This is a genomic window from Burkholderia cepacia complex sp. TUM26381 (genome assembly GCF_057439935.1).
In genome coordinates, this window is sequence record NZ_CM172008.1 from 1,022,252 (window position 1) to 1,036,999 (window position 14,748).

Genomic DNA, 14,748 nt, shown 5'->3' on the forward strand with positions numbered 1-14,748 from the left:
TGACTGTACGTTCGCCCGAAAATACCGCGTTTCGGGCACGCACTTGCGCCACGCACGGTAAGCTGCACGCATCGCCCGCCCAAGCCGATCGCCGCCATGAACGACCTCGCCCCCGACCTCGCCCGCGCGCTGCGCGCGTCCTGCGACGCCTGCTTCGGCACGGCCGCCGTCTGGCCGCTCGTCGAGCGTGCCTATGGCGAGTCGCAGCGCTTCTACCACACGCTCTCGCACCTGGCCGAACTGTTCGGTCATCTCGCGCCGTATCGCGCGGAACCGCTGTGGCCGGCGATCGAACTCGCCGTCTGGGCACACGATGTCGTCTACGCGACGACGCTGCCGGACTATGCGGAAAACGAAGCGCGCAGCGCGCAATGGCTCGTCCAGGTCACGAACGCGCGCTGCGACGCAGCGTGGTTGGAAGCGCATGCATCGCATGTCGCCGCCGCGCATGCATTCGTGCTTGCAACGAAATCGCACCGGCTGCCCGACAGCCTCGCGTCCACGCCGGCATTGCAGCGCGCGGGGCTGATTTTTCTCGATGCCGATCTCGCGATCCTCGCGGCCGCGCCCGGCCGGCTGCGCGAATACGATCGCGCGATCGCCCGCGAATGGGCGCAGGATCCCGATGCGCCATCGGCCATTTTCCGCGCGGGCCGCAAGCAGGCGCTCGAACATCTGCGCGCGCAGACCCCGCTGTTTCGATCGGCGGAATTCGCGCCGCTCGCACCGCTCGCGCAACGCAATCTCGATACGCTGATCCGCGCGTACGCATAAGCGCCGCGCCCGCCTGACGGACGCGCCCGCATCGCCGCCGCCTTCCTGGCTAAGCCCGCCGTGCACGCCCGGTGACCCGGCGCGCGCCCTCGCATCACGCGACTTCCCGGAAGCAGCACCCCGCCATCAAAGGCGGAAGCTGCATTTCGGCCTTGTACGACATCCGACAACAAAATCACCGATACCACGATTCCGGCCACACATACCCCGTGAAAAGTGACCCCAATAACATCAGGAGATTGCATTATCACATTTAATGTGATTTTATTATCACCTGTTGCAAGCCGCCGTCGACCACGCGCGCGGCGCACCCCATACCAAGGAAGAGACGCAGATGGAGACAATCGCCGTCATCGGCAGCAACATGGTCGACCTCGTGACCTACGTCGACCGCATGCCCGCCCGGGGCGAAACGCTTGAGGCGCCGAACTTCGAGCTCGGCTGCGGCGGCAAGGGCGCGAACCAGGCCGTCGCGGCCGCCCGCCTCGGCGCACGCGTCGTGATGGTCACGAAGGTCGGCGACGACGTGTTCGCCGACAACACGATCCGCAACTTCGCGCGCGAAGGGATCGACACCACGCACGTACGCAAGGTCGCCGGCGTGCCGAGCGGCGTCGCGCCGATCTTCGTCGAGCCCGATTCGAGCAACAGCATCCTGATCGTCAAGGGCGCGAACCGCCATCTGCAGCCGGCCGACATCGACGCGGCCGCGCCGGCGCTCGCCGACTGCGCTCTGATCGTGCTGCAGCTCGAGATCGAACTCGACACCGTCTATCACGCGATCGAATTCGGCGCGCGGCACGGCATCCCGGTGCTGCTGAACCCCGCGCCCGCCGTGGCCGACCTCGATTTCGAACGGATCCGCTCCGTCGAATTCTTCGTGCCGAACGAAACCGAGCTCGCGATCGTGTCGGGCATGCCGGTCGATTCGCGCGAGAGCGCGGCCCGTGCCGCCGAAGCGCTGGTCGCGCGCGGGCTGAAGCATGTGCTCGTCACGCTCGGCGACCAAGGCTCGCTGCTCGTCTCGCACGACGGCGCCCGGCACGTGCCGGGCGTCCCGGTCGACGCGCGCGATACGACGGGCGCCGGCGATGCATACATCGGCTGCTTCGCGCGCTGCTACGCCAGATCGCGCGATGCCGTCGACGCGATGCGCTACGCGTCCGCGTATGCCGCGCATTCGGTCACGGGCCTCGGCACGCAGAAGTCGTATGCGGACGCCGCGACGTTCGAACGCTTTCTCCACGACGCCGGCCTCTGATCGGCGCCTTCATCGACGAGACATTGGGAAGGAGACACCCATGAGCCGAGCCAGGATCGAACACACACCCGACGGCTATTACCTGAACCGCACGCCGCTCTTCGCATTCACGTTGCTGTGCTGCCTGTTCGCGCTGTGGGGCACCGCCGCGAACCTGAACGACGTGCTGATCGCACAGTTCAAGAAATCGTTCTTCCTGTCCGATTTCGAATCGGCATTCGTGCAGTCCGCGTTCTATCTCGGCTACTTCTTCCTCGCGATTCCGGCCGCGACCGTCGTGAAGAAGTTCAGCTACAAGACGACGATCCTCGTCGGCCTGCTGCTCTACACGACCGGCTGCCTGCTGTTCTTCCCGGCCGCGTCGATGGCGAAATACGGGATGTTCCTCGTCGCGCTGTTCGTGATTGCCGCGGGCCTGTCGTTCCTCGAAACGGCGGCGAACTCGTATTCGACGCTGATGGGCCCGCGCGACACCAGCACGCGGCGGCTGAATATCTCGCAGACGTTCTATCCGTTCGGCGCGATGGCCGGCGTCTACATGGGCAGCCTCCTGATCTTCAAGGAAGGCGACGCGTCGCATGCGCAGCTCGCGGCGATGTCGGCCGCCGAAGCGCACGTGCACCAGCTCGCGATGATCCAGGCCACGCTCGAGCCGTACAAATGGCTGATCGCCGTGCTCGTCGCCGTGTTCATCGTGTTCGCGCTCACGCCCTACCCGGCCTGCAAGGGCAACGGGCCCGGCGCGGTCACGCACCGGATCGACGCGCGCGGCACGCTCGCACGGCTGTTCGGCAACCGGCGCTTCGTCGCGGGCGTGGTCGCGCAGTTCCTGTATGTCGGTGCGCAGGTGGGCGTGTGGAGCTTCACGATCCGGCTCGCGATGCAGATCGGCGGCCTCACCGAGCGCGGCGCGTCGCACTATCTGCTCGCGACGTTCTTCGCGTTCTTCGTCGGCAAGCTGGTCGCGACGCTCGTGATGAAACGCGTCGGCCCGGCCAAGGTGCTGATCGTCTACGGCATCCTGTGCATTGCGCTGCTCGCGTACACGATCAGCGTGCACAACATCACGGCCGTCTATGCCGCCGTGTGCGTGAGCGTGTTCCTCGGCCCGTGCTGGCCGACGATCTACGGCCTGACGATCGACGGTCTCGGCAAGGACACCGAATACGGCGGCTCGATCCTCGTGATGAGCATCGTCGGCGGCGCGGTCGTGCCGCTGATCCAGGGGCTGATCTCCGACCACACCGGCGGCAACATGCAGCTCGCGTTCGTCGTGCCGCTCGCGTGCTTCGTCGTGATCGTCTACTACGGCTTCTACTGCCTGCGCCACCTGCCGGCCGCGACGCCCGATGCGCCCGCCGACAGCCGCGCGCCCGCACGCTACGCCGCACCGCGCAACACGTCGGGAGCATGACCATGCGAGGCGAGATCGAACTGCGGCGCGACGACTTCCGCGAGACGCCGCGCACGCTGTACCGCACCAACGGCTTCACCGTCACCGCGTTCGCGTATCCGTCCGGCGTCGAAGCGCTGAAGCTCGAAAACCGCCGAGGCCATCTCGTCGTGCTGCCGTATCTCGGCCAGATGATCTGGGCCGCGCAATTTGATGGCCGCGACCTGACGATGCAGCACATGTTCCGGCAGCCGAAGCGGGCGGCATCGATCATCGATACCTACGGCTGCTTCATGTTCCACAGCGGGCTGCTGCGCAACGGCTGCCCGGGGCCGGACGACACGCATGCGCTGCACGGCGAGATGCCGTGTGCGCCGATGGACCGCGCGAGCCTCGTCGTCGGCATGGATGCGCGCGGCGCATGCGTCGAAGTGACCGGCGAATACGAGTACGTGCAGGGCTTCGGCAGCCACTACGTTGCGCGTCCGTCGGTGCGGCTGGCGGAGCACGACGCGCAGATGACGATCGCAATGGACGTAACGAATCTCGGCGGCACGCCGATGGACCTGATGTACATGGCCCACCTGAACTACGCGTATGTGCCGGGCGGCCGCTTCGTGCAATCGCTGTCGCGCGGCGGCTTGCGGCTGCGCGACAGCGTGCCCGCGCACGTGAAGCCGACCGCGGCATGGCGCGACTACACGGCCACGCTCGCGCGCGAACCCGAGCGGCTCGCGACGCTCGATGCGCCCGCGCTGTACGACCCCGAGATCGTGTTCTTCATGAACGGCGTGGAAACGGACGCCGACGGCGTCGCGCATTTCCGGCTCGCGCATCCGGACGGCGGGGCGTTCCACACCGCCTATCGCCCGGAGCAATTCCCGCATGTGACGCGCTGGATCCTGCACAACGCGGACCAGCAGGTCGCCGCGTTCGCGCTGCCGTCGACCTGCGAGCCCGAGGGTTATGAAGCCGAACGCCGCAAGGGCCACGTCGCCGCACTCGCATCGGGCGCATCGCGCCGCTTCGACGTGCTCACCGGTTACCTGAGTGCGGCGGAAGCGCGCGATGCGTGATGCGATGCAAAGCGCGACGCACGTCCGTGCGCCATCAGGTCACGAGCGCGATCCCGTGTTCGCGGATCGCCGTTTCGTAGCGGCGGCTCAGTTGCCCGTCGGAGATCACGTAGTTGAAATCGGTCAGTTCGGCGAAATAGGCCGCGCGTACTTCGTCGAACTTCGTGTGGTCGACGAGCAGGAAGCGGTTCTGCGCACGCGCCATCACCTTTTTCTTCGCATCGACTTCGTGGAAGTTGAAGCACGTGACGCCGCAGCGGTCGCTCACGCCGGCCGCCGAGATGAACGCCTTCGACACGCGTACCGAGTCGAGGATGCCCGTTTCGGCGACCGATTCGAACACCATGTTCTGGCGGTGATACGCACCGCCGCACAGGATCACGTTGCAATGCGGCTTCTGCTGCAGCTTCGCGAACACGTTCAGCGAATTGCAAACCGCCGTGAATTCGAGATCGTCCGGAATGAAGTCGACGATGAACGGCGTGGTCGAGCCGCAGTCGACGAAGATCGTGTCGCCGGTCGTCACGAACTGCGCGGCCAGCTTGCCGATGCGGCGCTTTTCCTCGGTCTGCCGGTTGTTCTCGGCACTGATCAGGTACTCGCCGATATCGCTGCGCTGCGCGGCGAAATGGCGCGTCACGTAGCCACCGATCAGGCTGAGACCGTGCGGATTGTCCGCGAGATCGCGGCGGATCGTCATCTCGGACACACCGAACAGCTCGGCCACTTCCTTCAGATGAATCGCGTTCTGCCCTTGCAGCACGTTCATCAATGTCTTGATCCGTTCGCCCTTCTTCGTTTCCATGCCAGTATCCTGCGTACCCGTCGCATCCGTCGCGTGTCGTGCCGGGCACACAGGCCCGGCCGGAATGTCGTATTTGTAACAAACCGATGTGAAAACATCAACTTTCCGTGTGCCCTTTCCGCACACGATCCGTGGAGTCCTGACACATGCCGCTTTCCAACGCCCAGCTCGCCCAAACCATCGATCACACGCTGCTCGCGCCCGACGCGAGCGACGCGCAGATCCGCGAACTCTGCCGCCAGGCGGCCGAGCATCGCTTTTACTCGGTCTGCGTGAATTCGGCGAACGTGCCGCTCGCCGCGCGCGAACTGGCCGATACCGGTGTGCTCGTGTGCTCGGTCGTCGGCTTTCCGCTCGGCGCCGGGCTGTCTGCCGCGAAGGCATTCGAAGCCACAGCCGCGATCGACGCAGGCGCCGGCGAGATCGACATGGTGATCGACATCGGCGCGCTCAAGAGCGGCCGCGCCGACGACGTGAAGGCCGACATCGCGGCCGTACATCGCGCATGCGGCGCGGTGCCGCTCAAGGTGATCCTCGAAACGGGGCTGCTGACCGACGACGAGAAAATCCGCGTATGCGAGATGTGCCGCGATCTCGGCGTCGCGTTCGTGAAGACATCGACCGGGTTCGGCCACGGCGGCGCGACGCTCGCGGATGTCGCACTGATGCGCCGCACGGTCGGCCCCGTGCTGGGCGTGAAGGCATCGGGCGGCGTGCGCGACCGCGCGGCCGCGCTCGCGATGCTCGAAGCCGGCGCGACGCGGCTCGGTACGAGCTCGGGGGTCGCGATCGTCACCGACCAGGATGGCAACGGATCGGGGTACTGAACCGCGCAGGGCCGGCCGCCGGGAAATTTCACGCGGCCGGCAACCTGCGGCACCGCCCAGGAAACGCACGCCTCGTCGCGCGGCGTCACGCTCGCGAGCCGCGACGGCCGCACGCCGTTCACGACGCTCGCCGATGCCTCCCAAGGCCGGTGACCGGCGCGCGCATCCTATTCTGGACGACTCGTGTCGCGTGACACCGGCGCTTTCCAGAACAGTCCGATGACGATGCCAAGCACGCACAGGGCGACCGTGTAGTAGCCGGGCGCCGCAACGATCCCCAGCTTGCCGACGAAATACGACGCGACGGCGGGCGCCGTTCCGCCAAACAACGCATAGGCCGTGTTGTAGGCAAGTGCGAACCCGGTGAAGCGGACTTCAGGCGGGAAACTGCGGACGATGATGTACGGCCCGAGCGTAATGGTCCCGATCAGGAACCCGCCGGCCACGTAAAGCGGCCACGACACGCCGCCGCCTGCCGTCAGCGTCCAGTAGAACGCGCCGCACACGGCGAGCATGCCGGCACATCCGATCGCATACGCACGGCCTCCGCCGATCACGTCGGCCGCCCAGCCGGCAGCGACGCTCCCGAGAATCAGCATCAGGATCGACCACGAATTCATCGTGAACACCGTCTTCGCATCGAGATGAAACTGCGACTGCAGATAGGTCGGCGTGAACAGGAAAAAAAGCACGAAGACGCCGGAAAACACCCAGGTCGCCAGCATCGACACGGCGATCGCGCCACGATGATTCCCGAGCACGATCGACAGCGGCAGCCTGGCGTCCGCCGCGCGTTTTGCACGCAGCGCCTCGAACACCGGCGTCTCGTGCAGATAGCGGCGCAGGTAGACGGACACGAGCCCGAACACCCCCCCGGCGATGAACGGCATGCGCCAGCCCCATGCCAGCAGGCTCTCGTGATCGAGGTTCGACGACAGGTACCTGGCGCTCAGCGCACCGAGCAGGATCCCCGTGCACAGGCCCGCCATCAGCAGCCCGCAGGCCAGCCCGACGCGATCGCGCCGCACATGCTCCGAACAGAAGATCCAGGCGCCGGGCACCTCGCCGCCCACGGACAGGCCCTGCAGCACGCGGCACAGCAGGAACAGCAGCGGCGCGACGATGCCGAGCGTCGCGTAGCCCGGCAACAGGCCGATCAGCAGCGTCGGAAACGCCATCAGGAACAGGCTCAGCGCGAACATCTTCTTGCGCCCGATCCGGTCGCCGAAATGCGCGAAGAAGATGCCGCCGATCGGACGCACGAGATAGCCTGCCGCGAACACGCAAAAGACCTCGAGCTGCGCCAGCCATTCAGGCGTATGCGGCGGAAAAAACACCGTCGCGAGCAGCTTCGTGAAAAACACCGCGACGATGAAGTCGTAGTATTCGAGCGCGCCGCCCAGCGACGCCAGAAAGAGCGTTTTGACATCGTTGCGCGATAGCGAACGGACATCCGTCGACAGCTCGCCGGGTTGCACGGGGGTTGAATTCATTGCAATCTCCAAACACTTGAAAGGTTCACTTCCGTTCGGTATCTTTATAATCAGCTCACTGACGAATTGGATGCAGGTCAACCATCCGGAAGGTTCCTGTCCTGCATCGCCAGGGTCTGTCTTACTATCGGAACATCGACGCTGCCACCCTCCCGCATCGCCTCCATCGATCGGGATCGTTTTCGATCATTTAATCAGTACACTGACATATTGTTTTGTATATCGAGAATTTTCCCGCTGCAAGCAGGGTTACCCTGACATCACGGCCGTCACGGCCAGCGGGCGCGTCGTGCCCGATAGCGGCCGGGCTACAATGGCCCCATCGAACGACCCCTCTGGATGTTCCGTCATGACTTCCGCTACGAACAAGAAGACGTCCAAGCCCGAACCCGACCTCGAAACGGGCCATCTGTGGCAACGCCCGGGCTTCCTGATCCGCCGCCTGAACCAGATTCACATCGCGCTGTTCTTCGAATGCTGCAAGGGCTTCGACATCACGCCGGTCCAGTACGGGCTGCTGACGACGCTGAACGAGCGCCCCGGCCTCGACCAGACGTCGCTGTGCGCCGAAGTCGGCGTCGACCGCACCACGATGGCCGACGTGCTGCGGCGGCTGGAGGAGCGCGGGCTCGTGAAACGCGAACCGAGCCCGCTCGACGGCCGGCAGAAGCTGGCCACCATTTCGGCGAAAGGCACGCGCATCATGAACGAGATGTACGACAGCATGCGCGAGGCGCAGGTCAGGTTCATGGAGCCGCTGTCCGCGAAGGAGCGCACGGAGTTCGTCCGGATGATGATGGCGCTCGTCGAAGGCAACAACCAGTACGGACGCACGTCGCTCAAGCATTTCGACTGATCGCGGCAGGTTCGTCGCCCGTTCAGAACCGGTGCAGCATCCCCACGCGCGCGAGCATCTGCCGGTTGCTGCCCGACGGGCTCGACACGGCCATGATCCACGCCTTCGGCTGGTCGTCTCCGGCAACCTGCTGGTACACGGTTTCCACATAGGCCACCGTGCGCTTCGACAGCGCATAGCGGGCACCGAGCGAAAACTGGTGCGCGCGATCGTCGTGCAGCACACCGTTGCCGCGCATCAATTCGTAATCGCCACCGATCGACAGCGCCGCGTCGGCCTGATAACGCACGCCCGCCTGATAGACATCGATTCGCGCATCGTTCGCGGTGTTCGTCGTATTCGTGTACAGCACGTTGAACGTCAGCGCGCCAAGCGCATACGTCGCGCCCGCACCGACATTGCGGATGCCGCGCATGCCGCTGCCGAGCTGCGGATAGCGCTGGTACGTGTAGGCCGCGCCGAGCGACAGCGCCCCGATTGCATAGTTGAGGCCCGCGCTCTGTCCGCTCTGCTGCGCAATCGAACCGGGAACGCCGCCAAACCCGGCCATCACGCCGGCCGACAGGCCGTTCCAGGTCGGCGTCACATACTTCGCGGCATTGGGCATCGCCGTTCCGGACATCCGGTCGAAGTTCGAACTGCCCGACACGTTGTTCGGAATGCCCAGGCCCGCGAACGGGCCCTGCCGGAAACCATACAGGCCGGCAATCGCGACCGAGTTGTCATGGCGCAGCAGGCTGTCGATCATGAAGTCGTACTGCTCGCCGAACGTGAGCCGGCCAAGACGATCGCTCGCCAGCCCGACGTAGGCAGTGCGGCCGAACAGCCCGCCGCCGTTGGTCGGAAAGACCGCGCCGGTGCCGAGATTGAACTGGTCGGTCAGCTCGAAGACCGCGCGATAGCCGCCGCCCAGATCCTCCTGGCCACGCAATCCCCATAGATTGGGCGATGCGATACCAGTATCCATCAGCGTGTTGCGATGCCCCTTCTGGTTGCTGACGACGGTCACGCCCGCATCGACGACACCCCAGAGCTGAACACTCGACGCATCGGCCCACGCCGACACGGACCACCACGCCGTGCACATTCCACACGCCGCCACTTGCCACGCACGCATTGTCGTTTCCTTGAAAGGATCTCTACCGTGACGGCCCGTCCTTGTGCGGGCCGCCTGTTTTTCATCGAGCAGCCGCGTCAGTGCGATACGTCGCGCCGGAATGTCTCCGGGACGAACGCGGCACCGACCACGGCCGAGACGAGCGCGATCGAGACCGGATACCAGAGGCCGAAATAGACATTGCCGTGCGCGACCGCCATCGCCGACACGACGAACGGCAGCATGCCGCCGAACCAGCCCGAGCCGAGATGGAACGGCAGCGACAGCGACGTGTAGCGGATACGCGCGGGAAACAGCTCGACCATGAACGCGGCCATCGGGCCGTACACCATCGTCAGGTAAAAGATCAGCAGCCACATCAGCAGCACGACCGCGACGCCGTTGATCCGCGCCGGGTCGGCGCGATCGGTCCAGCCAGCCGCGAGCAGCGTGCGCCGCAGCGCGGCCGGGTCGGTACCGTCGACCCTGACGGTGCCGATCGTCGTGTACGGACGCCCGGCCGTCGCCGCCTGCTCGTAGGACACGCCGGACGCACTCAGAAAGGCCCGAATGCGGTCGCACTCGCTGCGCGGCGCACCGAACAGCGAGAAGTGGCAATCGTCCGCATGCACGACGACGTCGGTACGCGCCTGGAACGCCTCCAGTTGCGGATTGGCATAGTGCGTCAGCGCGTGGAAGATCGGCACGGTCGTCGTGGCCAGCAACGCGCAGGCGGCGACCATGATCCACTTGCGCCCGATCCGGTCGGACAGCCAGCCGAACAACAGGTAGAACGGAAATGCGCCAACCAGCGCGATCGCGAGATACAGGTTGACGGTCTCGGGCGCGACCTTGAGCGTGTTCTGCAGGAAATACATCGAGTAGAAATGCCCGGTGCCGAACACCACGCCGACACCCGACGCCGTGCTGAACAGCATCACCAGCACATACTTCAGGTTCGCCCACGTGCCGAAGCTTTCGCCGATCGGCGACTTCGACAGCTTGCCGGTTTCCTTCATCCGCTGGAACGTCGGCGATTCGGCGAGGCGCGTGCGCAGGTAGACGGATATCGCGAGCAGCACCAGCGAGACCAGGAACGGGATGCGCCACCCCCATGCCTGGAACGCATCGTGCCCGGCCAGCGCGCGCGTCGCGCCGACCACCGCGATCGACGACAGCAGGCCGAGCGTCGCCGTGGTCTGCAACGCGCTCGTATAGAGCCCGCGGCGCCTGTCCGGCGCATGTTCGGCCAGGTAGGTCGCGGCGCCGCCGGTCTCGCCGCCCAGCGCGAAACCCTGCAGCAGCCGGAGCACCACCAGCAACACCGGCGCCGCCACGCCGATGTGCGCGTACGGCGGCAACAGGCCGACGCCGACTGTCGCGACGCCCATCAGCACGATGGTGGCCATGAACGTGTACTTGCGGCCGATGCGATCGCCGAGACGGCCGAAAAACAGCGCACCGAGCGGCCGCACGAGGAAGCCCGCGCCGAAGGTCGCGAGGCTGGCCAGGAACGCCGCGGCCGCATTGCCGCTCGGGAAGAACAGCGTACTGAACGTCGCGGCGAGCGCCGCGTAGATGTAGAAGTCGTACCACTCGAGCAATGCCCCGAACGACGACGCCACGATCAGCGTGAATTCGCTGCGCGTGACTGTCCCCGCCGCCGGGGCAGGCGTTGCTGTCAACATGCTGTCTCCTTGTCCCGGATCGGGCCGGGCGATTCTTTTATCCGGCCGATCGCTTCAGCGACAGCCTTTGCGTCACGTTCGATCGAGCGCAGTACCCGTCCCGTGCGGAGCGGATACCGCGTACGGTCACGTCGCCTCGTCCAGGCACGCGAGCGCTTCGTCGCGCGCCATGACGGCTGCGTACTTCTGCGCCATGTCGAAAAGATTCGCATCGTGCGGGGCAAGCGCGCGATCGCCGACGCAATCGGCGAGCACGAACGGGCGGAAGCCGTACTGCATCGCGTCGACGACGCTCGCCCGCACGCATCCGCTCGTGACGGCGCCGGCCACCGCAAGCGTGCGCACGCCGCGCTGCGCGAGCCAGGCCGCGAGCGGCGTGCCGAAGAACGCCGACGGGCCCGTCTTGCGCACCACGAGTTCGCCCGCCCACGGCGTCAGTTCCGGCACGATCGCGCTGTTGTGCGCGTGCTCCTTCAGCGCGAGCAACCCGGGCACCTTGGTCGTGAAGAGGTTCTCGTCGGCATCGTCGTCGGCAAACACGATGCGCGTATGGGCGATCGGCCAGCCGCGCGCGCGGGCGGCTGCGAGAAGCGGCACGGACCGTTCGATCGCCTGCGCGATATTGCCGCCGCCGAACACGTCCGGATCGGCGAAGCCGTTCACGAAGTCGACGATCAGCAGGCCGACCGGCGCGACCGGTTCGAGTGCCGCACCGAAGCGCTGGCGGCGATAGGTATCGAGGTCATGTGTCATGTGCGGTCTCCTCAAACGACTTTGCCATTGCGCACCACGTCTTCCCCGTCGAGGAAGACGTCGCAGTGGCGCAACGGGATGTCGATGTGACAGGTCGTGGTGCGCTGGCCGCCGCCTTCGTTGTTCGGTCCGAGCGAGAACAGGAAATTGCCTTCGAACGCGCGGGCATCCATGCCGATGGTGGCCTCGCGGTCGTACAGGCCGAGCGTCGCCCAGTGCGCCCGCGGTTGCAGCCCCCAGCCGATATGCGAGATCGCATACGCTTCGCGATCGTCGAACGTCGCCATGTATTCGGACAGCAGCTGCGCATCGATTCCCCCTTCGATGCGCGTCGCAAAGCCGGCCTCGACGGTGAGGACGATCGGCTCCCGGACGTAGCACTTCTGCGGAAGCAGGATGTCGCCGCGATCGATCACGATACGTCCGCACGCGCGCCCTTCGTCGGGGAACGTCAGCGCGAAACCGCTCGGCCAATGATCCCAGCGCCCCGGTTCGTCGACGAAACCGTATTCGGCAATCGCGTCGAACTCGCCGATCGGGCAGCGTAGATCCGTGCCGGCCGCCGACACCACGCGCATCTCCTTCGCGCACGCGATGCGCGCGCGGGCGGCCAGCACGCGGGTGCGGTCTTCCTGGGTGGGCACGAGACGCGTCAGCACTTCAGGAGGCTCGACCGCGAGCAGGATCTTCGTGCCGCCCTTCAGGATGTCGAGCTGCTCGGGCGAAAACAGCAGCGTCATCAGGTCGAGCACGAGATCGCTCGCCTTGAGCGCCGCAATCGCCGCCCGGTTGCCGGTCAGCGGCGTCGTGCCGAGATACGCGAGCGAATCGCGGCTCAGCGACTTCTCGCCGTTGACGGGCGGCAGGTCCAGCCGGTTCACCACCGCGCCCATCGACTGGGCCGCGATCGATGCGGTACTGAGGGTTTGCGGGTGGGTGGCCGAGCTCGTCAGGATCGTGACGGTCTGGCCGGGTTCGAGGCGCGACAGCGTCAGGACCTGCTTCCACGCGTCGACCATCTGGAAATCGCTTACGGGCATGATGGGCTCCTTTGAACGTGTGTCGTGGCTCAGCGCCCGGTCGCGACAGCGAACGGCAGCGGCACGCCGAGAAATCCGCCGAAGGCCCGATAGAAGCCGGCTTCGTCGTCCCACGGGATCATGTGGCCGGCATCCGCGACATGGGCGTGGACGAGATGCGGAACGAGGCGCTGGATCTCGTCCACGTCGGCCTGCCGGACGACATCGCCGCGCCCGGCCGTCATCAGCATCACCGGGATGTCGATCGACGGCAGGTCGCGATGGATGTCGTCGGTATGGAAGCCGTCGAAGCTGGCCCGCACCGCGCGCTCGTCGCACGTGTGCAGCCATTCGGCGCGCAGCCGCAATTGCTCGTCGGTCCAGGTCGGACAGAATTCGCGCATGGCTGCGTAGCCGGCACCGTCGCGCGCCATGCGCATCGAATCGATGTACCACGGAAGCGCAGACGGATAGGGGCGACGCCCCGGCCCCGATACCGGCGGGTCGACCAGAACGATGCGCGCCATGCCGGCAGGCTTCGCCGCCGCGGCACGCACCGCGATGCGCGCCCCCATCGAATGCCCGACGACGCTGTAGTGCTCGAGGCCGAGCGCGTCGGCAAACGCCACGAGGTCGCGCGCCTGGGCATCGAGACTGTAGTCGAGCGTATCGGACGCCGACGACAGCCCGCGCCCGCGCACGTCGAGAACATAGGTGTCGCAGATCGTGCCGAGATGCTCGCCGACGAAGCCCCAGGTCGCCGCCGGGCTCGTGATGCCCGGCACGATGACGACCGGATCGCGGCCGGCACGCGGCGCCTGCCGGCCGCCGTAGCGCAGGTAATGCTGGCGGATGCCGTTCGCGTGAACGTTGCCGCCGTACATGAAAGTGGAACGATCGCTCATGAACACACTCCGCTTCGTCAGTACGCGCCGGACAACAGTGCGCCGGCGCCCGGCACGACAGGCTCGAGATCGAGCTCGCGCAGCATCGCGTAGGCGGTCGCGATCGCGGCCGTGATGACCGGCTTGCCCGTCATCGCCTCGACCTGCGCGACGGCCGGCAGCGACGGCATCTGCACGCACGCGGACAGCACGATCGCATCGGCATCCTGGTACGGCAGCGTCTTCACGATGCCGGGCAGGCGCGCCGGATCGTGGCGGCCGACGTCGAGGTTGTCGGGAATCTCCAGCGCGCGATAGGCGAGCACGTCGAAGCCTTCGTTGCGGAGGTAGTCGACCACGAGTTCGGTGAGCGGCAGCATGTACGGCGCGACGACGACGATGCGCTTCGCGCCGATCACCTTCAGTGCGTCGACGAGCGCGCCCGCGCTCGTCAGCACGGGCGCCTGCGCGCCGTTGTCGGCCGTGTGCTTCGTCAGGCGCGCCTGCGACACTCGGTGGTAGCCGTGGCCCATCGCCATGATCGCGACGAGGCACGCGTAGCCGAGCACGTCGACGCGCGCATCGCTCAGCTCCATCGCGCAGCGGTCGGATTCGGCATCCATCGCCGCGAGCTCTTCCTTGACGACCTTCTTCATCCGCATCCGGCTCGAATGAAACGTGAAGCGTTCGGGGCGGATCGTTTCGCGCAGCCGCAGCATCGCCGGGATCTCGGTTTCCATCGTCGTATTGGAGCTCGGCACGATCTGGCCGATACGAAATTGCTTGCTCATTGCAGGTTCCTGTTTCTACGGGGAAGGGTGTC

At 66.1% G+C, this 14,748-nt stretch carries 14 protein-coding genes; 6 read left to right on the forward strand and 8 right to left on the reverse strand.

The genetic code is table 11. The features are described from left to right. The first annotated feature begins 96 nt into the window (after nt 1-96). From ACWMMN_RS36465 to ACWMMN_RS36480, 4 genes are all read left to right on the forward strand, one after another. Nucleotides 97-774, forward strand: coding sequence for a hypothetical protein (locus ACWMMN_RS36465; RefSeq protein WP_059242169.1), 678 nt, complete (start codon nt 97-99; stop codon nt 772-774). A 334-nt stretch (nt 775-1,108) separates the two neighbouring features. After that, a complete protein-coding gene (rbsK, locus tag ACWMMN_RS36470) occupies nt 1,109-2,035 on the forward strand; it encodes a ribokinase (protein ID WP_174994043.1) in 927 nt (308 codons plus the stop codon). 40 nt (nt 2,036-2,075) lie between these two features. Continuing rightward, on the forward strand, nt 2,076-3,449 hold the full coding sequence (gene fucP, locus ACWMMN_RS36475) for an L-fucose:H+ symporter permease (protein ID WP_340626146.1): 1,374 nt from the start codon (nt 2,076-2,078) through the stop codon (nt 3,447-3,449). A 2-nt stretch (nt 3,450-3,451) separates the two neighbouring features. Then, the gene (locus ACWMMN_RS36480) at nt 3,452-4,504 is read left to right on the forward strand and encodes an aldose 1-epimerase family protein (RefSeq protein ID WP_486424233.1); all 1,053 of its coding nucleotides are present in this window, start codon (nt 3,452-3,454) and stop codon (nt 4,502-4,504) included. A 34-nt stretch (nt 4,505-4,538) separates the two neighbouring features. On the opposite strand, the gene deoR is transcribed toward ACWMMN_RS36480, so the two are convergent. Beyond that, nucleotides 4,539-5,309, reverse strand: coding sequence for a DNA-binding transcriptional repressor DeoR (gene deoR / locus ACWMMN_RS36485; RefSeq protein WP_059242175.1), 771 nt, complete (start codon nt 5,307-5,309; stop codon nt 4,539-4,541). Nucleotides 5,310-5,455: 146 nt separating this feature from the next. On the opposite strand from deoR, the gene deoC reads away from it, so the two are divergent. Continuing rightward, complete coding sequence (gene deoC / locus ACWMMN_RS36490; RefSeq protein ID WP_486424234.1) at nt 5,456-6,136, forward strand: deoxyribose-phosphate aldolase; 681 nt, start codon at nt 5,456-5,458, stop codon at nt 6,134-6,136. Between the two features lie 167 nt (nt 6,137-6,303). Here deoC and ACWMMN_RS36495 read toward each other — a convergent pair whose 3' ends face one another. Continuing rightward, nucleotides 6,304-7,629: an MFS transporter gene (locus ACWMMN_RS36495; protein ID WP_174994084.1), complete on the reverse strand. Its 1,326-nt coding sequence runs from the start codon at nt 7,627-7,629 to the stop codon at nt 6,304-6,306. A gap of 349 nt (nt 7,630-7,978) precedes the next feature. Between ACWMMN_RS36495 and ACWMMN_RS36500 the strand changes: the two genes are divergently transcribed. Continuing rightward, nucleotides 7,979-8,485 (forward strand): MarR family winged helix-turn-helix transcriptional regulator, encoded by a 507-nt coding sequence (locus ACWMMN_RS36500; RefSeq protein ID WP_174994040.1) that lies wholly within the window; start codon nt 7,979-7,981, stop codon nt 8,483-8,485. 22 nt (nt 8,486-8,507) lie between these two features. Here the strand turns inward: ACWMMN_RS36500 and ACWMMN_RS36505 are convergent, their stop codons facing one another. The 6 genes from ACWMMN_RS36505 to ACWMMN_RS36530 form a co-directional block, all read right to left on the reverse strand. Then, nucleotides 8,508-9,602: a porin gene (locus tag ACWMMN_RS36505; protein ID WP_486424235.1), complete on the reverse strand. Its 1,095-nt coding sequence runs from the start codon at nt 9,600-9,602 to the stop codon at nt 8,508-8,510. A gap of 77 nt (nt 9,603-9,679) precedes the next feature. After that, entirely contained in the window at nt 9,680-11,269 is a 1,590-nt protein-coding gene (locus ACWMMN_RS36510) for an MFS transporter (RefSeq protein WP_486424236.1), read from the reverse strand. Nucleotides 11,270-11,395: 126 nt separating this feature from the next. After that, nucleotides 11,396-12,022 carry an isochorismatase family protein gene (locus ACWMMN_RS36515; RefSeq protein WP_059242185.1) on the reverse strand — a complete coding sequence of 209 codons (627 nt, stop codon included), beginning with the start codon at nt 12,020-12,022 and terminating at the stop codon, nt 11,396-11,398. An 11-nt stretch (nt 12,023-12,033) separates the two neighbouring features. Beyond that, complete coding sequence (locus tag ACWMMN_RS36520; protein WP_486424237.1) at nt 12,034-13,062, reverse strand: 2,5-dihydroxypyridine 5,6-dioxygenase NicX family protein; 1,029 nt, start codon at nt 13,060-13,062, stop codon at nt 12,034-12,036. A gap of 29 nt (nt 13,063-13,091) precedes the next feature. Continuing rightward, nucleotides 13,092-13,946 carry an alpha/beta fold hydrolase gene (locus ACWMMN_RS36525; RefSeq protein WP_486424238.1) on the reverse strand — a complete coding sequence of 285 codons (855 nt, stop codon included), beginning with the start codon at nt 13,944-13,946 and terminating at the stop codon, nt 13,092-13,094. A 17-nt stretch (nt 13,947-13,963) separates the two neighbouring features. After that, nucleotides 13,964-14,716, reverse strand: coding sequence for a maleate cis-trans isomerase family protein (locus ACWMMN_RS36530; RefSeq protein WP_486424239.1), 753 nt, complete (start codon nt 14,714-14,716; stop codon nt 13,964-13,966). Nucleotides 14,717-14,748 lie beyond the last annotated feature (32 nt).